18 protein-coding genes are annotated in these 20,433 nt (G+C 52.0%); 4 read left to right on the top strand and 14 right to left on the bottom strand.

Annotation, left to right across the window (positions count from 1 at the left end):
- Positions 1-1,470, top strand: a 1,470-nt coding sequence (locus tag AC3DKE_RS03220; RefSeq protein ID WP_487990054.1) for an OmpP1/FadL family transporter, incomplete at its 5' end; no start/stop codon positions are given.
- Positions 1,471-1,558: 88 nt separating this feature from the next.
- Here AC3DKE_RS03220 and ttcA read toward each other — a convergent pair.
- The 12 genes from ttcA to gyrA form a co-directional block, all read right to left on the bottom strand.
- A complete protein-coding gene (gene ttcA / locus AC3DKE_RS03215; RefSeq protein WP_411730141.1) occupies positions 1,559-2,455 on the bottom strand; it encodes a tRNA 2-thiocytidine(32) synthetase TtcA in 897 nt (298 codons plus the stop codon).
- A 117-nt stretch (positions 2,456-2,572) separates the two neighbouring features.
- The gene (locus AC3DKE_RS03210; RefSeq protein WP_411730140.1) at positions 2,573-4,189 is read right to left on the bottom strand and encodes an OmpP1/FadL family transporter; all 1,617 of its coding nucleotides are present in this window, start codon (positions 4,187-4,189) and stop codon (positions 2,573-2,575) included.
- Positions 4,190-4,333: 144 nt separating this feature from the next.
- A complete protein-coding gene (gene pyrF, locus AC3DKE_RS03205; RefSeq protein ID WP_411730139.1) occupies positions 4,334-5,044 on the bottom strand; it encodes an orotidine-5'-phosphate decarboxylase in 711 nt (236 codons plus the stop codon).
- A gap of 11 nt (positions 5,045-5,055) precedes the next feature.
- Positions 5,056-5,424: a lipopolysaccharide assembly protein LapA domain-containing protein gene (locus AC3DKE_RS03200; protein WP_340674705.1), complete on the bottom strand. Its 369-nt coding sequence runs from the start codon at positions 5,422-5,424 to the stop codon at positions 5,056-5,058.
- On the bottom strand, positions 5,421-5,741 hold the full coding sequence (gene ihfB, locus AC3DKE_RS03195) for an integration host factor subunit beta (RefSeq protein WP_181899050.1): 321 nt from the start codon (positions 5,739-5,741) through the stop codon (positions 5,421-5,423). The genes AC3DKE_RS03200 and ihfB overlap by 4 nt, the downstream gene beginning before the upstream one ends.
- 111 nt (positions 5,742-5,852) lie before the next feature.
- Positions 5,853-7,526, bottom strand: coding sequence for a 30S ribosomal protein S1 (rpsA, locus tag AC3DKE_RS03190; RefSeq protein ID WP_340674707.1), 1,674 nt, complete (start codon positions 7,524-7,526; stop codon positions 5,853-5,855).
- 183 nt (positions 7,527-7,709) lie between these two features.
- A complete protein-coding gene (gene cmk / locus AC3DKE_RS03185) occupies positions 7,710-8,435 on the bottom strand; it encodes a (d)CMP kinase (protein ID WP_411730138.1) in 726 nt (241 codons plus the stop codon).
- Between the two features lie 20 nt (positions 8,436-8,455).
- Positions 8,456-10,687: a bifunctional prephenate dehydrogenase/3-phosphoshikimate 1-carboxyvinyltransferase gene (locus AC3DKE_RS03180; RefSeq protein ID WP_411730137.1), complete on the bottom strand. Its 2,232-nt coding sequence runs from the start codon at positions 10,685-10,687 to the stop codon at positions 8,456-8,458.
- Between the two features lies 1 nt (position 10,688).
- Positions 10,689-11,843: a histidinol-phosphate transaminase gene (gene hisC, locus AC3DKE_RS03175; protein WP_484216701.1), complete on the bottom strand. Its 1,155-nt coding sequence runs from the start codon at positions 11,841-11,843 to the stop codon at positions 10,689-10,691.
- Positions 11,810-12,904: a prephenate dehydratase gene (gene pheA / locus AC3DKE_RS03170; RefSeq protein ID WP_340674709.1), complete on the bottom strand. Its 1,095-nt coding sequence runs from the start codon at positions 12,902-12,904 to the stop codon at positions 11,810-11,812. The genes hisC and pheA overlap by 34 nt, the downstream gene beginning before the upstream one ends.
- Positions 12,905-12,933: 29 nt before the next feature.
- On the bottom strand, positions 12,934-14,013 hold the full coding sequence (serC, locus tag AC3DKE_RS03165; RefSeq protein ID WP_340674710.1) for a 3-phosphoserine/phosphohydroxythreonine transaminase: 1,080 nt from the start codon (positions 14,011-14,013) through the stop codon (positions 12,934-12,936).
- Entirely contained in the window at positions 14,010-16,685 is a 2,676-nt protein-coding gene (gyrA, locus tag AC3DKE_RS03160; protein WP_340674711.1) for a DNA gyrase subunit A, read from the bottom strand. The genes serC and gyrA overlap by 4 nt, the downstream gene beginning before the upstream one ends.
- A 167-nt stretch (positions 16,686-16,852) precedes the next feature.
- On the opposite strand from gyrA, the gene ubiG reads away from it, so the two are divergent.
- From ubiG to AC3DKE_RS03145, 3 genes are all read left to right on the top strand, one after another.
- A complete protein-coding gene (gene ubiG, locus AC3DKE_RS03155; RefSeq protein WP_340674712.1) occupies positions 16,853-17,587 on the top strand; it encodes a bifunctional 2-polyprenyl-6-hydroxyphenol methylase/3-demethylubiquinol 3-O-methyltransferase UbiG in 735 nt (244 codons plus the stop codon).
- Positions 17,587-18,246 carry an HAD family hydrolase gene (locus AC3DKE_RS03150; RefSeq protein ID WP_340674713.1) on the top strand — a complete coding sequence of 220 codons (660 nt, stop codon included), beginning with the start codon at positions 17,587-17,589 and terminating at the stop codon, positions 18,244-18,246. The genes ubiG and AC3DKE_RS03150 overlap by 1 nt, the downstream gene beginning before the upstream one ends.
- Before the next feature lie 71 nt (positions 18,247-18,317).
- Positions 18,318-19,055 (top strand): YciK family oxidoreductase, encoded by a 738-nt coding sequence (locus AC3DKE_RS03145; RefSeq protein ID WP_340674714.1) that lies wholly within the window; start codon positions 18,318-18,320, stop codon positions 19,053-19,055.
- A 39-nt stretch (positions 19,056-19,094) separates the two neighbouring features.
- Here AC3DKE_RS03145 and AC3DKE_RS03140 read toward each other — a convergent pair whose 3' ends face one another.
- A complete protein-coding gene (locus AC3DKE_RS03140; RefSeq protein ID WP_340674715.1) occupies positions 19,095-19,499 on the bottom strand; it encodes a DUF2721 domain-containing protein in 405 nt (134 codons plus the stop codon).
- Between the two features lie 10 nt (positions 19,500-19,509).
- On the bottom strand, positions 19,510-20,433 hold a 924-nt coding region (gene rluB / locus AC3DKE_RS03135; protein ID WP_487990053.1), incomplete at its 5' end, for a 23S rRNA pseudouridine(2605) synthase RluB.

Raw genomic sequence — 20,433 nt, 5'->3', positions numbered from 1 at the left:
GCCGGCCTAGCGCGCATGAAAGGCGGCCTGCAGATTTCACAGGGCTTTTCAGCATTGTTTTTGCGCGGCAAGGCCGAAGCTAATGTAGCGGAAACAAGGCATGGCGCCGGCACTGGTGATCCATCAGGAGAAGGCGAATCTGTAGCGGATGACAATCCTGGCCCAGCAGGCTCTTTTTGGCCAAAAGTCCTAGGTGCTGGTGGTGCTTTTGTGTCTTTGCCGATCAACGATATGATTACAGCTGGTATTGGCGTCTTTGCGCCTGGTGGCGGTAATTTAAACTATAAGTCTGATTGGGCTGGTAAATATCAAATCGATAGCATTGCTATTGAGCTCATCAACATTAACCCGTCCATCGGCATTCGCTTTGATGATATGCATAGTTTAGGTTTTGGTGTCAGTGTTATTGGTGGCCATATTCGTCAAAAAACTGCGATTGATGTACCAGGCGTTGTTCCATATTTATTAAAAGGTGCTATTGACAGTGGCACCCTAGATCTTTTAACGCTGGAAGGAACAGGCGGTATTTTAGCTGGTCTCGGCGCTTTATGCGATCCACTAGAAAGACTTTGCAACCCCTTAGTATACGATCTTGTAGGCTCTCAGTTAGCAGCCGACGGCTCCTCTGGTAGTGCTCAGGTTGAGATGTATGGTTATGGTTTTGGCTATAACTTAGGCTATATGTTCGCTCCTACTGATAGAACTCGATTAGGTATTGCTTATCGCTCAGAGAGTAAAGTTAAGTTACGGGGTGACCTTGAGTGGGATTTAAGTAATATAAATGGTTCAACCGTAACCAACTTATTAATTAATCCAGGGGGGCCATTAGGTGGGCAGACGCTAGAGGAGTATTTAATCGATAATCTTCGCCCGGACACCACAGCAAAAAGCGATTTAATAATACCTGCCCGTACCTCGGTAAATTTATTCCATCAGCTTACCGATAAAATTGATATTATGGCTGACTTCACATTCATTGAAACTTCAGCAGTTGATAAAATTCGAGTCCAATTTTTGGATAAACCGCGAAAAGATGGCAGCGCCATTAAGCAAGGTGATGCAGGCATCGACACTAACTGGAGAGACTCATTTAAAGTATCTATTGGTGGGAACTATCATTGGGATGATCAGCTAACTCTACGCAGTGGCTTCCAGTTTGATAAAACGCCAGTACCTTCTGCAGAGTTCCGTCATCCAGGTGCGCCAGACAGCGACCGCTATATGTATGCCATTGGTGCCAACTACAAAGTTAACCGCAACCTCAGCATCGATGCCGCATACAGTGTCACCTTCTTAGAAGACTCGTTGTCAAACTACACTGAAAAATGTCGAACTCTCACACGTGACGATGAAAATGGTAATTATGATCCAGACGGTGAATCTTGCACCGCCAATGGTGGCAAATATCAAGGCCGTTTCTTCGATACATCGATTCAAGTGTTAAGTTTACAAATGAACCAAAAGTTCTAATAGCAGCACGCTGAATTAAAATAGCCGGCATCTACGCCGGCTATTTTAATTCAGCACTTAATTTCATACGATCAGCTTAAAAGCCACACTAAGACAAGGTCACATTAACCACCGGCAATAATCCATCTCTCAATGCCGGCCTTTCAACTACTGTACGTTTATCTTCAAGGCTTTCAAAGTCAAACAGCTCACGATCACCCAACTGCGATGGGGCAATGTTTTGAGTTGCAGTGAACATGCTATCTAATCGACCGGGATATTTTTCATCCCAATCTCTGAGCATCTCATTAATCATGGCGCGCTGAAGGTTATCTTGTGAGCCACAAAGATTACACGGAATAATAGGAAACTCTTTCAGCCTTGCAAACTCAGCAATATCCTTCTCTTTGCAATACGCTAATGGGCGAATCAAAATATTCATGCCGTCATCTGATAGTAACTTTGGCGGCATAGCTTTTAATCGGCCAGCATGAAACATATTCAATAATAGTGTCGCCATAATGTCATCGCGATGATGACCAAGAGCCACCTTAGTCGCACCAATCTCTTGCGCAAAACTATATAAGTTTCCTCGACGCAACCGGCTACAAATAGCACAGTAAGTCTGCCCTTCCGGTGTCAGCTCTTTAACGATGCTATAAGTGTCTTTCTCTAAAATGAAAAATGGTACGCCACGCTCAGTTAAATAACGCGGCAAAACATCTTCCGGAAAATCTGGCTGCTTCTGATCAAGATTAACTGCGACGATTTCAAACTTAATTGGTGCACTAAGCTGAAGGCTCAGCAGCATCTCCAGCATGGTATAGCTATCTTTACCCCCAGACAGGCAAACCATGATTTTGTCGCCATCCTGAATCATATTGTAATCAGCGATGGCCTGGCCTGTGAGTCGGCGTAGGCGCTTTTGCAGCTTATTAAAATCAGTACGCGACTTGGTTTCATCGGGCTTTATTGCTTGCGTAGTACCAGCGGTTGGTATCGACATATCAGAGCCTAGCAATCGGTTAATGGCGCGCATTTTCTCGAATGCCGATGGCTATGTAAACATCACCCAAACATAGGTGGCCCCTAATTTACGCAAAAAGAGGCTACCTCTTGCTGTTTAAAAACGCTGGTTAAGCTGTATACCTGCCGAGTGCACATAAGTATCTTTGAACACGCCACGGAATGTGCCGCCATTACCTGTGCACTGCGTAGTCGACGTAGCGCCGTTGGCGGGTGCCTGTGAAATCAGATAGCCAGACGGGTGACAGTCGTCAGTATAGTTAGCAGCGGCATCCTCAATCACGATATAGCTATACGCTAAGTCGATATCCATGCCTTTGCGTGGCGAGATATTGGCACCTAAAGAATAGACATAGCGATTGTTGTCCGGCAATGCGGAGTGGCGGCCTTCAGGGTCCGGAACTGGCGTTTGCTCATAGCCCACACCCGTGCGCAGCATTAGCACGTCATTGACTCGATAATTAACGCCAATAGCGCCTTTAAATGTGTCGCGAAAGCGCGTGCTTACCACCACATCGCCTTGTTGGATTGTGCCATTCGGGCCTTGGCGATCCTCAGCAACTACTCGCAACTCTTGAATACGGCTAGTGCGCGTCCATGTCAATGAGCCCATTAATGCTAAGCGGTCACTGGCCTGATGAAATAAAGCTGCACCAACAGACTCAGGTGTAATGATTTTTATCTCAGCTTTTGAGTCTGGGCGGACATAGTTTTCAACATAGTCGCGCAGCTCAATGCGTCGCGTAAGTGAGCCCAATAAACCCAATATATTGCCATCACTGACACCCGTGATATCTGGAATTTGACCGGAAACATCACTGAAGTCCCAATCATAGTCAGCCTTAATGGTTTGACGAATATGCGACCGGTAAGTCAAACCAAAACGTGTGCGATCGTCGTTAAAGCGATACATATAGCCAGCATTCCAACCAAAGCCATAGCCAATGCCTTCAACGGTAAGTGCTCCCTCGCCTTTGGCATCAGAAACCAATGGCCCAGCCAATAAGTTGGCAACGCCTGTACAAGCTGCGGCTGTAATACCTCCGACAAGTGGAAGCCCGCTTGGGCTACATAGCAAGCTTGCACCCGTTTGGATCGTGCTTTTACTAATGCCGTAAGCGGCCTCTTCCACATCAGCGCCGGCACGCAATTTCATGTGCATGATTTGCGCGGACAAACCAAAACCCAAACTATGTTTGTCGTCAAAGCGAATAGACATCGATGGATTGATATTGATCGTCTCAATCGTGCCTTCATCTTGAAACATGCGACCTACCCAGCTCGACTTATAATTCACGTTAGCCCCATACGGAACAAAAACACCGAGACCTAATGTGATGGTGTCGTTATAGGGAGTAACGGCGTAAAACTGGCCTGCAGGGATAGCTTGAGGATGATAACTGCCGCCATTGCCACCGGTTTGCAGCTCGGTGCCAGAGCCATTGTTAAGGCGTGTCGTGCCATTATTTTCAAATTGTCCGCGAACAGACAGCACCTGCCCAGCTTGCGAGACCATGGTGGTTTTCAGGCGCGCCATCCCGGCTGGATTGAAGAATACTGTTGAAGCATCGTTAGCTTCAGCGGCATTGGCTTGCGCGCTACCCATGGCGCTAGTCGATTGCCATGGGTATTCGAGACCGGCTGCGTGTGCATTTAAAGAGAAGCTAGCTATAACGAAAGTAATAGCGAATTGGCGAACAATAAGGCGATGCATTGAACACTCGATAATCTGAGGCTGAGGTTAAGTGCTGACAAATGTCAGAACTTGCTAGTCACCAGATCATATCGACCATTCGTCGCTTATTAAGGCGCTATTGTCAGACAAGAATTCTAATTGATCAAAAGCTATACAAAAGTCTTAAATTAGCTCGGCGCAGATCGCAGCGAGTGCCGCGCTGGGCATTTTCGCCTGTGTGATTGGCCTGCCAATCACTAAGTAGCTAGAGCCTGCAGCCATGGCCTGAGCGGGCGTCATGATTCGGCGCTGATCATCGCTGGGATGGTCTGCTGGACGAATGCCGGGCGTCACTAAGACAAAGTCTTTGCCAAAGCGCGCGCGTAGCATTGAGGCCTCATGTGCCGAGCATACAACGCCATCGAGGCCACAGTTTGACGTGAGGTCTGCTAACGCAATGACTTGGCTTTCGGGGCTTTGTGTAATGCCTACTTCTAGCAAGTCCGGTGCTTCCATGCTGGTAAGCACGGTGACCGCGGTCAGCAAAGTGCTGTAATTGCCTTTAGCTAAGCGCTCGCTAGCCGCAGTCATCATGCGACGACCACCACTCGCGTGAAGGTTAACCATCCATACGCCGAGATCAGCAGCAGCAACAACCGCAGAAGCGGCTGTATTGGGGATGTCGTGAAACTTAAGGTCTAAAAAAACTTCAAAGCCGCGCTGATGTAGCTCACGTACGAGATTTGGCCCGGCATAGGTAAATAGCTCTTTGCCAACTTTCAAACGTGCCTTTGATGGATCTATATCGTCGGCAAATGCTAAGGCTTGCTCAGCGGAAGTAAAATCTAAGGCAACAACAATCGGCGAACGCTTAACACTGCTAGTAATTGACATAAAACGCTCGATTAATACACAGGTGGTGGCGCGGGTGGCTCGTGGCTACGCGCAGTCAGTGCGTGTTGACGTGCAGTTTCGCGCTCTAGCTCTAATGCTTCGGCATCGGCGGCCTGAGTCGCTTCTTGCGCTCTCGCCTGCTCAGCCTCACGTGCTTTACGCCAGATGCTTAGGCGAGCTCTAAAGCTGCCAGCGATGAAGCCAACAATGGCGCCAACGGTTAGCGACATGAAAATAACAAAGCCAGCATTCACCGGGCCGGTATTGGTAAACAACAGGTTTAGGCTGACAGAATCGTTATTAACGATGACCATCCAAAACCCAGTAAATAGAAATATGAGCATGAAAGCCCAGAAGATAGCTTTTTTAATGGCACTCATGATTGATTACCCTCAATGGCCGTGTGACTAGCACTTTCATCGACGCGGTCACGCAATGCTTTGCCGGGCTTAAAGTGCGGCGAGCTTTTTGCCTGCAAAGAGACAGACTCACCAGTCTTTGGGTTACGACCTATGCGAGGTGCGCGATGATGCAAGCAGAAGCTGCCAAAGCCGCGTATTTCAATGCGCTCATTAGTCGCCAGCGTTTCTGAAAGCTGCTCGACCATGGTCTTCACTGCAAGCTCCACATCTTTGCCTGTGAGCAGCGTTTGCCGAGCACTTAGGCGCTCGATTATGTCTGATCTGGTCAATGTCATTGTGGCTCTCTCATTAGTACAAAATATTGAAAAATCAACACACTGATTCTAAACATAAAAAAACGGGAGTAGTCACCTACTCCCGTTTATTTTTACCACAAATCGCTAAGATCAGTTACCCATTTGGGCCTTGATCAAGTCACCAATGGTCTTAGGACCAGCGGCATCTTCTGGCTGATCTTTCAGGTTATTGATAGCTTCGCGGTCATCAGCTTCGTCTTTGGCTTTCACCGACAGGCTGATTAAGCGGGTTTTACGATCGATGCTAATGATTTTAGCTTCAACAGTATCGCCAACAGTCAGATGCTTAGTGGCATCTTCAACGCGATCGCGGCTCAGTTCAGAAGCGCGCAAGCTGCCTTCCACACCGTCCATGACTTCGATTGTTGCGCCTTTAGCGTCAACCGACTTCACGGTGCCTTTGATGATGGCGCCTTTGTCGAACTGGTTCACGAAATCACCAAATGGATCGCGCTCTAATTGCTTGATGCCTAAAGAGATGCGCTCACGCTCTGGGTCAACCGACAAGATAGTGGCTTCGATTGGGTCGCCCTTCTTGTAGTTACGAACAGCTTCTTCGCCTGGCTCATTCCACGAAATATCGGAGAGGTGAACCAAACCATCGATGCCGCCGTCGAGGCCGATGAAGATACCGAAGTCAGTGATCGACTTGATGTTACCGGCAACTTTCTCGCCCTTCTCATGTTGACGCGCAAAGGCATCCCATGGATTTTCGCGGCACTGCTTGATACCCAAGGAGATGCGACGACGAACTTCGTCGATGTCCAAGACCATAACTTCCACTTCGTCGCCGATTTGTACGACTTTCGATGGGTGGATGTTTTTGTTGGTCCAATCCATTTCCGATACGTGCACGAGGCCTTCCACGCCTTCTTCGATTTCAGCAAAGCAGCCGTAATCGGTAAGGTTGGTGATTTTGGCTTGGACGCGTGTACCTTCAGGGTAACGGCCCATCAATGCTAACCATGGATCTTCGCCCAGCTGTTTCAGACCCAAGGACACACGATTACGCTCGCGGTCAAATTTCAGCACTTTCACGGTCAGCTCAGTGCCCACTTCAACGATTTCGCTTGGATGCTTGATGCGCTTCCAGGCCATATCGGTAATGTGCAACAGACCATCGATGCCGCCGAGGTCGACGAATGCGCCGTAGTCGGTCAAGTTTTTCACGATGCCTTTAACCACTTGGCCTTCTTGTAGATTGGCCAGTAGTTGTTCGCGTTCTGCGGAGCTTTCAGCTTCCATCACAGCGCGGCGTGACACCACAACGTTGTTGCGTTTAGCGTCAAGCTTGATGAGTTTGAACTCGAGCTCGCGGCCTTCTAAGTGTGCTGTGTCGCGGATTGGGCGAATATCGACCAATGAACCAGGCAAGAACGCACGAATAGAGCCGATATCGACGGTGAAGCCGCCTTTAACCTTGCCAGACATGATGCCTTTGACGATTTCGCTGGCTTCGAAGATTTTTTCTAAGCGAATCCAGGTTTCGGCGCGTTTAGCTTTTTCGCGTGACAGCAGGGTGTAGCCCATGCCGTTGTCGAGTGCATCGACAACAACGTCTACTTCATCACCTACAGCGACTTCTAGCTCGCGGCGATCATTCAAAAACTCTTCACGGGCAATGACGCCCTCGGATTTCAAGCCAGTGTCGACCGTTACCCAATCACTATCGATGGCAACAACGGTACCTTTGATTAGAGCACCACGCTCTACATCTAGGGAAACTAAGCTTTCTTCAAACAGGGCGGCAAATGAATCAGTCATGTAATCCTTCCAGTGCCAGGGTGGCACTTATATTCAGCCGACGGACCAGCTCCGACGGGTTTATGGGGGTAAGAATTGGCAGCAACCATACTGGTAGTCGTCACTTGCCAATCCGCCAACAGCATAGGCATCAGGCGATGGCTATGCGCTAGTACTTTAAGCAGCAGCCTTAAGCCACTGCTTTTAAATCAAAAACTTTGCCAGCGCAGGCGCTTTTTTGGCCTCATCAAATACGCGCTGAACGACTGCATCTATGCCTAAATCAGTGCTATCTAACACTAAGGCACCATCGGCCGGCTTAAGCGGCGCGATGCTACGTTCCGTATCCCGTGTATCACGAGCGCGGATGTCGTCTATTAGGGCGGCGAGGCTAGCACCAAAGCCCTTTTCAAGCAACTGCTTGTAGCGCCGCTCGGCGCGCGCCTCGGCTGAGGCCGTAAGGAAAATCTTAAGATCGGCATCGGGAAATACCACAGTGCCCATGTCGCGGCCATCGGCCACTAAGCCAGGTGCTTCGCGAAATGCTTGCTGGCGTGCCAATAAGGCATTACGTACTTTTGGCAAAACGGCGACTTGCGAGGCGACTCGACCAGCCTCCTCTGTGCGAATTTCACGGCTAACATCTTCGCCTTCGAGCAAAATGACAGCCTCACCCTGTGCATCAACAGTGAACTGCACATCTAAATGAGCGGCTAAAACTTCCAGTGCGGCTTCATTCTCAATGGATACGGCATGGCGCTTAGCAGCTGCGCCCAATAGGCGATACAAAGCGCCGGAGTCGAGAACATGGAAACCTAGGCGCGAAGCGACACGGTGCGCAATAGTGCCTTTGCCTGAGCCACTAGGGCCGTCGATAGCAATCACAGGCACGTAAATTGGGACTGCTTGACGCTTAATTTCATCACTCATGCGTGGCTTTACTCTAAAGCTTAATGAAGGTCGTGTTCGCTAGCGCGAATACGCAGGCCACAACGGCGTGCAAGACCAATAAAGTCGGGGAAACTGGTAGCGACATTGGCGCAGTCGCGGATCGTGATCGTGTCAGTGGCGCGCAGGCCTGCGACTGCAAACGCCATGGCAATGCGGTGATCACCATGACTGATAACTTCGCCACCACTAATCGGGCCGCCAGTAATGACAATGCCGTCGACGGTAGGCAAGGCACTAACACCTAGTGTTAATAGGCCATCAGCCATGACTTGAATACGATCAGACTCTTTTACGCGCAGCTCTTCGGCGCCGGTGAGCGTTGTAACGCCATTGGCACAAGCAGCGGCGATAAATAATGCCGGAAACTCATCAATGCCTAGCGGCACTTGATCTTCTGGAATGTCGATACCCTGCAGCTGAGCACTGCGCACGCGCAAATCAGCTACAGGCTCGCCGCCTACTTCACGGGCATTAAGCACTTCAATATTGCCGCCCATGGCGCGCAGGATATTGATCACACCAACGCGTGTGGGGTTCATGCCTACGTGCTCAAGCACTAGATCAGAATCTGGCGCAATGCTGGCCGCCACTAAAAAGAACGCCGCCGAAGAGATATCACCAGGCACATCTATTTTGCAGGCCTTTAAGCTACCGCCGCCCTGCACCGAGGCTGTCGCGCCATCGGTTTTCACGTCATAGCCAAAGCCACGCAACATGCGCTCGGTGTGGTCACGTGTGGGTGCCGGCTCAGTGACTGAAGTAGTGCCATCCGCCCATAGGCCTGCGAGCAGCACGCCAGACTTCACTTGCGCGCTGGCCACGGGTAAATCGTAGTGAATGCCGCTGAGTTTGGTATTGCCGGTGATGGTCACTGGCGGTGTACCGCGCTCACCGGTAGTCTGAATATCGGCACCCATCAGGCGTAATGGCTTGGCAATACGCTCCATGGGGCGTTTTGCCAGTGTCGCATCGCCAGTAAGTACCGAGTTGAATGCTTGGGCTGATAATAGGCCTGAGAGCAAGCGCATGGTCGTGCCCGAGTTGCCGACGTAAATCGTACTTGGCGGCGCTTTTAGGCCATTTAAGCCAACGCCATGGACGCGCACACGGCCTTCATTAGGGCCTTCAATGACCACGCCCATATCGCGGAAAGCCTGTAGCGTAGCGAGTGCATCTTCGCCTTCTAAAAAGCCAGAGACTTCCGTGATGCCTTCGGCTATCGAGCCCAGCATGATGGAGCGGTGCGAGATAGATTTATCGCCAGGCACGCGAGCACGGCCAGTGAAAGTGCCACCGGGTTCAACAGTGAAACGCAATTCTTTATTTTGGGTCATGGACTTAGCATAGGCCGTACCGGCCAACATATGAGTGAAGTGTTCTCGAGCGGCGCGCGCGCGGGTAAAAACACCCAGCAAAGCATCGCCGTTTTCGGTAGTGATGGCCTCGCGCAGGCGCTTGGTGCCAGCCTCAAACGCATCTAATGCGCTAAGTACTGCCTCGCGATTGGCCAGGAAAATGTCGTGCCACATGAGTGGATCGCTGGCGGCAATGCGGGTGAAGTCGCGAAAACCGCCGGCAGCATACCGAAAAATGTCGAGGTTGTCTGATTCTTGCGCCAAGGTATCGACCAGAGAAAAGGCCAATAAATGCGGCAAATGGCTGGTGCGCGCAAGCACAGCATCGTGCTGCGTCACGCTCATGGTCATCACGTCGGCACCAGCGGCCTGCCAAACGGCCGTGACCAGCGCGACAGCTTCAGCTCGCGTGTGCTCCAGCGGCGTCAGAATGACTTTATGCGCAGAGAATAGGTCTGCCCTACCGGCCATAACACCACTTTGCTCAGAGCCCGCAATTGGGTGGCCAGGCACGAAATTTTCGGGCACATGACCCCAAACCGCCTTGGCTGCCGCGATCACATTGCCTTTGGTGCTGCCAACATCGGTGACAACGGCGCTGCTGCTGAGTGCTGGCTTAATCGCTGCCATCACGGCTTCCGTTGCATTCACGGGCATGGCCAAAATCACCAGATCGGCACCGCGAACGGCATCGGCCGGATTGCTATAGCCAATATCGATAATGCCGAGTTGCTGTGCAGTGGCGAGTGTTTGTTGGCTTCGGCTAGACGCGGTGATGCGCTCGACTAAACCGCGCTCGCGCATCAGCCGAGCCAAGCTCGAACCAATGAGGCCTAGGCCGATAAAGGCGACTTGTCGCAGTGGCCAGCGCTGCATATTAAGCCTTCACCTGAGCATCAAGAACACGGGATAAGCCATTAATTGCAAAGCTATTTTCTTCTTCAGTGCCGATGGATATACGCAGGTGATTGGGCAGGCCGTAGTTAGCCACAGGCCGCACAATCACGCCTTCACGCAATAGCGCTTGGAAGGTTGGCATGGCTTCAGTGCTCATATCGACACAGAGGAAATTGCCACGTGATGGGATGCTGGCGAGGTTTAACGACTGCGTGGCAAGCAACCATTGCTTCATACCCACCGCATTCATTTCGCGCGTTTTTTGCACGAATTCATCGTCATTAATGGCGGCTTCAGCAGCCACTAAAGCGAGGCTATTAACATTAAACGGCTGGCGCACACGGTTAAGCAGGCCGCTAATTTCTACGCTAGCCACGCCATAGCCCACGCGTAAAGACGCCAAGCCATAGGCTTTCGCCAAGGTGCGCGTCACGATCAAGTTCGGGTATCGGACGAGTTGCGCTAGGCCATTGAGTGCGGCTGGGTCGCTAACGAACTCGCAATAAGCTTCGTCGAGAACAACCACAATATGTGCCGGAACTGCTGCCATAAAAGCGTGAAAATCCGCTTCAGCGAACCATGTGCCGGTTGGGTTATTCGGGTTAGCGAGAAAAATGACTTTGGTTTTAGCGGTAATGGCCTGAGCCATCGCCACTAGGTCGTGACCATAGTCGAGTGCTGGCACGCAAACACCAGTGGCACCAACGGCCTGCACGCTGAGCGGATACACAGCAAAGGCGTATTGGGCGTAAATGGCTTCATCGCCCTCGCCTAAAAATACCCGAGCAATAATATCGAGCAGGTCATTTGAGCCGTTACCGAGCGTGATGGCCTCAAGCGCACAGCCAAAGCGCTGAGAAATCGCTTGTTTTAAGCGAAAGCCGCTGCCGTCTGGGTAGCGCCCTAGCTCTAGTGGATTTGCCAAGGCTTTTTGCATCGCAGCCAACGCCTTAGGCGATGGGCCTAGCGGATTTTCATTGCTGGCTAATTTCACCACACGCGCAAGGCCCAGCTCACGCTGAAGCTCATCCACTGGCTTGCCGGGCTGATAAGGCGCTAGGCCTTGAACGCCTGCGCGGGCTTGCTGCAAAAAGTTGGTCATTACAGCACTGCCTTCGGGTAAGAACCCAGCCATTTTACCTCGCGCATGCGCGGCTCAAGCTCTGCCATGACTTCCTGCACAGCGGCGTCGTCTTGATGGCCTTCGAAGTCGATAAAAAAGGCATAAGTCCAAATGTCATGCTTGCTCGGGCGGCTTTCAATGCGCGTTAAGTTGATACCGCGCCGATGAAACGGCTCAAGAATAGTAAACAATGCACCAGGCTGGTTTTTCGCGGTGATGATGATTGAAGTTTTGTCCGTACCGCTAGCGCTAACCGCCTCGCGGCCAATGATCAAAAATCGCGTGGTGTTATTGGGATTGTCTTCAATGCGCTGATGCAGCTGCTTTAAGCCGTAAATCTCAGCGGCAGTCTCGCCAGCAATCGCCGCTGAATGCCATTCGCCATTAACGCGGCGTGCAGCCTCGGCATTGCTCGACACCGCCACACGCTCGGCACGCGGGAAATTGGCATCTAACCATTGGCGGCACTGCGCCAATGACTGCTGGTGCGAGTAAATGCGCGAAATAGACTCAGTTTTTGTGCCCTCGCCAACCAATAAATGATGGTGAATTCTCAGTTCAACTTCGCCGATAATGCGTAAGTTGGAGTTTAAAAACGAATCCAGTGTATGGCTGACCATGCCTTCGGTCGAGTTTTCTACGGGCACCACGCCATAGTCGGCTGAGCCGGCGGCGACTTCGCGGAAAACTTCATCGATAGTCGCTAAAGGCGAGGTATTTACGCCATGGCCGAAATGCTTCACCGCAGCGGTTTGCGTGAAAGTGCCGTTGGGGCCTAAAAACGCGATATTGAGTGTGTGCTCGAGCGCCAAACACGCCGACATGATTTCGCGAAACAAGCGCGCCATGGTCTCGGGGTGCAAAGGCCCGGCATTACGCGCCATGACCTTTTGCAGCACCTGAGCTTCGCGCTCTGGGCGATAAAACACTGTGGTTTCGGGGCTTTCGCGCAATTTGATATGCGCGACTTGCTGCGCACAACGCGCACGTTCGCTGATTAGCGTTTGAATTTCACCATCGAGACGATCAATGCTTTGGCGCACGTCATCGAGGCTAGGCAAGGTTTCAGTCATCGGGCTAGTTCCGTGATGGGCGCGCGGGCTTAGCCGTAGCGCCGTTCAAAATCGCCCATGAAATCAATCAAGGCATCTACCGCAGCTTCTGGCACGGCGTTGTAGAGGCTGGCACGCATGCCGCCGACTGAGCGGTGACCTGCTAAGTTCAGCAGCTGAAGCGCTTCAGCTTCTTTTAAGAAGGTTTTGTCTAAGCTGGCATCGGCCAAGGTAAACGGCACATTCATCCGTGAGCGGTTAGCAATAGCCACTGGGTTTGCATAAAAGTCGCTAGTGTCGATGGCGCTATAAAGCTTAGCGGCTTTACGTGCATTAAGCGTGGCCATGGCCTCTAAGCCGCCCTGCGCTTTTAACCACTGGAACACTAGGCCAGACAGATACCAAGAGTATGTGGGTGGCGTGTTGTACATGGAGCCGTTTTTGGCAGCCACCGCGTAATCGAGCATGGTCGGCATGCCGGGCATCATATGGCCGAGTAAATCTTCACGAACGATGACGACAACAATGCCGGCTGGTCCGATATTTTTCTGTGCGCCAGCGTAAATCAGGCCGAACTTCGACACATCAAGTGGCTCGGAAAGAATGCTAGATGAATAATCGGCAACCAACGGCACATCAACTTGTGGAATAAAGTCGTATTCGACGCCGTGAATGGTCTCATTTGGCGTGTAGTGCAAATACGCAGCGTTTTTATCCAGCTGCCAATCGGCAAACGCCGGCACAGCGCGGAAATTATTGGCGACATCAGTAGCAACAACGTTTACGCCGCCAAATTTTTTCGCCTCAGCAATGGCCTTCTCCGACCAAACGCCGGTGCAAACGTAGTCCGCAGAGGCCTTGCCCGCGAGCAAATTCATTGGCACTTGAGCAAACTGCTGCGATGCCCCGCCTTGCAAAAATAAGACTTTATAATTGCTAGGGATGGCCAGCAAATCGCGGAGATCTTGCTCTGCCTGCTCGGCAATAGAGACGAAATCTGCGCCGCGATGGCTCATTTCCATAACCGAACAGCCACGACCATGCCAATCGACAAGGTCTTGCTGGGCTTGCTTTAGTACGGCCTCAGGTAAAGCTGCCGGTCCTGCACAGAAATTAAACGCTCGGCTCATTGCGCGCTCTCATCGATAGCGGAATCATCCGCTGCGGGGTCTTGGGAATCTTCAGCTACATCGACATTGGCCGCCTCGACATCAGGTAGCTCAACAGCGCTCGCTTCGATGACATTGCCATCTTCGTCGAGACCGTCATCTTCAATTTCATCAACGCGAACCGTACGAACTAGGCTTTCTTCTTTGCCTAGTTTGATCAGCGTCACGCCTTGAGTATTGCGCGATAACACCGAGACTTCGCTAATGCGTGTACGCACCAAGGTGCCTTGGTTGGAAATCAGCATCAGCTCATCGCTGTCGACTACTTGCACAGCACCGATTAGCTCGCCATTGCGATCGCTAGTTTGCATGGCGATAACGCCTTGGCCGCCGCGCTTATGCGTAGGGAACTCAGTGACGGCGGTACGTTTGCCGAAGCCATTGGCCGATGCGGTTAAAACATAAGCTTCAGAGTTGGCAACTATAAGTGAGACAACGCTGGCTTTTTCACCTAAGCGAATACCGCGCACGCCCATGGCAGTACGGCCCATGCAGCGGACATCACTTTCATGGAAGCGAACAGCTTTGCCTTCGTTGCTGAACAGCATGATGTCTTGCTCGCCATCGGTAACGGCAGCGCCAATCAGCACATCGTCGCCGACTAGATCGATAGCTATCAAACCCGCTGTACGTTGGCGTGAGAAAGCTTGTGCTTCGACTTTTTTCACTGTGCCATCGCCAGTGGCCATAAAGACAAAATGGCCTTCTGGGTATTCGCGCAATGGCAGAATGGTGGTGATGCGCTCGCCTTCGACTAGCGGCAGGATGTTGACGATGGGCTTGCCTTTCGAACCACGACTGGCTTGCGGCAGCTCGTACACTTTTAGCCAATAGACTTTGCCGGCGCTGGTGAAGCAGAGCACGGTGTCGTGGGTACTGGCGACCAGTAAATGCTCTATATAATCTTCGTCTTTCATTGCTGTCGCTGAACGGCCACGGCCGCCACGGCGTTGCGCACGATAATCGCTGACTGGTTGAATCTTCGCATAGCCGGTATGCGACAAAGTCATCACCACATCTTCTTCGGTAATGAGGTCTTCAAGCGTCAAATCTAAGCGCGTAGCAATGATCTCAGTGCGGCGCTTATCACCGTAATTGCTCAGCACTTCTTGCAGCTCTTCGCGAATCACATTGAGCAGACGCTCTGGCTCCGCCAAAATCAGCATTAATGCTTTAATTTTCTCTAATAAGTCACTGTATTCAAATACTAATTTGTCTTGCTCAAGGCCGGTCAAACGGTTCAGACGCAGGTCCAAAATAGCTTGTGCTTGCTCAGGCGACAACTTGTAGCGATCGGCAATAAAGCCCATGCCATTGGCTAGGCCATCTGGGCGACAAGCGTTGATATCACCTGCGCGCTCCAACATGCCCTGCACTGCACCAGGCAGCCAAGCCTCTGCCATAAGGCGCTCTTTGGCCTCAGCTGGGCTTGGTGATTTTTTAATCAGCGCAATGACAGGATCGATATTGGCCAGTGCTACCGCCAAACCTTCCAAAATATGGCCGCGCTCACGCGCTTTGCGCAATTCAAACACCGTGCGGCGGGTAACGACTTCACGGCGGTGACGAATAAACGCCTCGAGGATCTGCTTAAGATTCATGATCTTAGGCTGACCTTCGTCGATCGCCACCATATTGATGCCAAACACGCCTTGCAGCTGGGTTTGAGCAAACAGGTTATTAACCACAACTTCGGCAACTTCACCGCGCTTTAAGTCGATGACGATACGCATACCGTCTTTATCGGACTCATCACGCAGCTCTGAGATACCTTCGATTTTCTTCTCTTTCACCAACTCCGCGATTTTCTCAATCACGCGGGCTTTGTTTAACTGATAAGGAATCTCAGTGAAAACAATAGTTTGGCGATTGGTTTTAGCATCGATCTCAATATGATGACGGGCACGCATATAGATGCGGCCACGACCGGTGCGATAGGCCTCGATAATGCCCGCACGACCATTAATGAAGCCAGCCGTTGGGAAGTCTGGGCCGTGGATATGCTCCATCAAGCCATCGACATCGAGATCAGGGTCATCGAGCAAGGCCAACACGCCATTGACCACTTCGCTCATATTATGCGGCGGAATATTCGTCGCCATGCCAACAGCGATGCCGCTGGAGCCATTGACTAAGAGGTTGGGGATGCGCGTGGGCATAACGGCCGGAATCATCTCGGTACCGTCGTAGTTAGGCACCCAGTCGACAGTTTCTTTGTCGAGATCGGCGAGCAGCTCGTGGGCGAGCTTAGTCATGCGCACTTCGGTGTAACGCATAGCAGCGGCGTTATCGCCATCAACAGAACCGAAGTTACCCTGACCATCGACGAGCAAATAGCGCAGCGAGAACGGCTGCGCCATACGCACGATAGTGTCGTAGACGGCAGTGTCGCCGTGCGGGTGATATTTACCAATGACGTCGCCGACGACACGCGCCGACTTCTTGTAAGCTTTGTTCCAATCGTTGCCTAGCTCATTCATCGCGAATAAAACGCGGCGGTGCACCGGCTTCAGGCCATCGCGGACATCGGGTAAGGCCCGGCCGATAATGACACTCATGGCGTAGTCTAAATAGGACTGGCGCAGCTCATCTTCGATATTGACTGGTTGAATTTCGTTAGAAACGTCGGTCATGCAGTTTTCTCTTCTTTTGGGCCGTCGTTAAAGCGCTAGATTCTAGCACAGAGCGGCGCATTCAGTAGCACTCTTGGCCACCGCGAATTAAGCGTTTCGGGCTATACTTTGCCGCACATTTCTGCTGGCCTGCGCGGCTACTACTTGCGAGATCAAGGAAACAACCCATGACACAAGCCACCGAGCAAAAACCGTTGCAAAACGTCGACGCGAGTGAAATCGCCAAATTTGAAGCCCTAGCCTCGCAATGGTGGGATAAGCAGTCGCAATTTAAGCCACTGCACGACATCAACCCGCTGCGTTTAAACTGGGTCGATGAGCGCGTATCGCTATCTGGCAAACGCGTGCTAGATGTCGGCTGTGGTGGTGGCATTTTGTCGGAAAGCATGGCGCGACGAGGTGCCGAGGTGCTGGGCATCGATATGGGTGAAGCACCGCTGAATGTGGCCAGACTTCATGCCGAACAAGAAGGCGTCACGACGGTGAGCTACCGCCAATGCACGGTGGAGTCATTAGCAGAAGAAATGCCCGCCAGCTTTGATGTCGTCACCTGCTTGGAAATGCTCGAGCACGTGCCTGATCCGTCTGCGATCGTGGCGGCCTGCTATCGCCTGGTTAAGCCCGGCGGCCAAGTGTTTTTCTCCACACTCAATCGCAACCCAAAGTCTTGGCTATTTGCCATCGTCGGAGCCGAATATGTGCTGCGCATGTTGCCGCGCGGCACTCACGATTATCGCAAATTCATTCGCCCAGCAGAACTGGCACGCTGGGTTCGCGAGGCAGGCCTCACGCTTAATGACATGACCGGCCTGCACTTCAACCCGGTCACTGGGCGCTATTGGCTAGCGCCAAATGTCGACGTCAACTATATGCTCGGCTGCACGCGTGTGAAGGCTGATTGATGCGCCCCGCCGCCGTTTTTTTCGATCTCGATGGCACGCTAGTCGATACCGCACCCGACTTTTACGCTGGCATCAGCCGCATGCGCAGTGCACGCGGCGAGCAGCCCCTGCCCTATGCACCCATTCGCGCAGCCGTCTCAGCAGGCTCTAAAGCGGTCTTAGCCGCCGCTTATCCTGAGCTTGGCAGTGAGGCCGTAGAACCTTTGCGCCTAGCCTTTCTCGATGACTACGAAGCCCATATCGCCGATCATTCCCGCGTATTTGAAGGCTTAGATGCTGCTTTGCTTGCGCTTGAAGCCGAAGGTATCGCATGGGGCATTGTCACCAATAAGCCAACACGCTTCACTCATCCGCTATTAAAAGCTCTGGGGCTAGATCAACGCGCCGCTGCCGTGGTTTGCGCCGATGAGGTCACACAGACCAAGCCACATCCCGAACCTATGCTGCTGGCCTGTGCACGCGCAGGCGTTGCGGCGCGTGAGTGTATCTATGTTGGTGATCATGCCCGCGATATTGAGGCTGGACGGCGTAGCGACATGCTCACAGTTGCCGCTGGCTGGGGTTATTTGGCCGATGGCGAGCAGATGAGTGACTGGCAGGCCGATATTGATTGCGCCACAGTCGCTGATTTCTCGCGCTGGCTAATGACCACACTTTAGGCGCCTCACTAGCGACTCTCCTTGAGTCGCTTTATTGTGCCACCCAAACAATTTTCCTTTAGGAGCTCACAATGTCTGTCGAGAAAGCATTAGCTGAACGCGTTATTTTAATCACTGGTGCTAGCCGTGGCATTGGCCGCGCAGTGGCTATTGCAAGCGCGGAGGCTGGCGCTACGGTGGTGCTATTGGGCCGTGAAGAGGCAACATTAGGCGCTACTTACGACGCCATCGTTGCTACTGGTGGCGCTATGCCAGCCATCATCACACTAGATTTAAGCGTCGCGCACCCTGAACTCTGCCAGTCGGTAGCCGAGCAAATTCAAGCCACATTCGGCCGCCTCGATGGCCTAGTGCATAACGCCGCCGATCTTGGCGATATCACGCCGATGGAAATGTACGACCCCGACACTTTCGATCGTGTCATGAGCATCAATTTACGCGCGCCTTTTGTGCTCACACAGGTACTGTTGCCGCTATTAAAAGCCAGCCCAGATGCCAGTGTAATCATGACTGGCAGCAGTGTTGGTCGCAAAGCACGGGCATTTTGGGGCGCCTATGCGCTATCGAAATTTGGCATTGAAGGCCTAACGCAGCTATTTGCCGATGAATTAAAAAACACCAGCAATGTGCGGGTGAACTGCGTCAATCCAGGAGCGACTCGCACCAGTATGCGTGCTAGCGCTTATCCAGGCGAAAACCCAGAATCGGTGAAAACACCGGAGTCCATTACCCACCATTATGTGCATTTGCTCAGCGAAGCAGCTCGCGGCATAACGGGGCAATCGATTGATTTAACGGCGAAAAGCTAAGCGAATGCCATAGTGCCGACGAAAGCGATATTGAAGAGCCTAATCTTCGCGATGAAGCTCTTCAATATCCGCCAAATGCATCTCTAACGCGCGATAGGAGATAAGAATCTCCCTGAGTGACAACGCCAGCGATGCCAACATCAGCAGCAAGCTCAAAATGAAGCTAATCAAGGCCAAGTTGGGCTGACTAAGCAGCACCATACCGATGCAGACAATACACATCACCATGCTCGACACACCGCAAGCCTGCATATTGCGAATCAGTAGCAAGCGGTGACGCAAATGTGCCATTTGCGCCAATACGGCTGGTTCAGGTTTTAGCTTGTACTGATCATGGAGTTGGCGAATCAGATTCGCTAAAGCCAAGAAGCGATTGGTAAACGCCAGCAACAGCAAGGAAATTGCTGGGAATAGAATCGATGGTGTGCTGACGTTAATATCCATGGCTTAGCGCTTATTTGTCCGTGCCGCCATCACGACGCTGCTGACGCAAATAGCCGCCCTTACGTGGTGACTCTGCACTTTCAGCAGGCTTGCGCTCACGGCGCACGGGCTTATCTGACGATGTCCGCACTGGTTTCTCAGTGTTACGCGCCGGTTTATCGCTAGAACGTGATGCACCATCGACAAAACGTGGTTTCAGCGGATTTTCACGCTGCTTTTCAATGCGGCGACGCGTGATGCCAAAGATGCCGGAGCCATTGCGACGAGGACGTAACTCAACCGCACCTAGAAGCTTATCGATATCGGGTTTATCAAGCTCAATCCAACGGCCAGTACGCAGTTCGCGTGGCAATACTTGTGTGCCGTAGCGAGTACGCAGCAAGCGGCTTACTTTCAGCTCTTGCGACTCAAATAAACGACGAACTTCGCGGTTACGCCCCTCTTTCACCACCACCTGCCACCAGCGGTTAAAGCCTTCGCCACCAAGCTCCGAAACGCTTTCGAACTTAGCAGGGCCATCTTCCAGCTCAACGCCAGCGCATAAGGCGCGCTGAGCATCCTGAGTGAGCTCACCCATCACACGCACAGCGTATTCACGCTCAATTTCGCTGGATGGATGCATTAAACGGTTGGCAAACTGGCCGTCATTGGTAAACAGCAACAAGCCGCTGGAGTTGATATCAAGACGGCCGACCATGACCCAACGCTCGCCGGTGATGCGTGGCAGGCGGTCAAATACGGTTGGGCGGCCTTCGGGGTCGGAGCGCGAGCAAATCTCACCCTCGGGCTTGTAATAGGCAATGACGCGGCGCTGCACATCCGACTCAAGCGAAAACTGCACCAGACGGCCATCAAGGCGCAGCTCATCGGCAACGACAATACGGTCGCCAAGCTTGGCCAATGCGCCATTGACGCTGACGCGACCATCGAGAAT

Source organism: Paraperlucidibaca sp. (assembly GCF_982810325.1).
The sequence above is the reverse complement of the archived record's forward strand: the minus strand, read 5'-3'. Positions and strand labels throughout refer to the sequence as shown.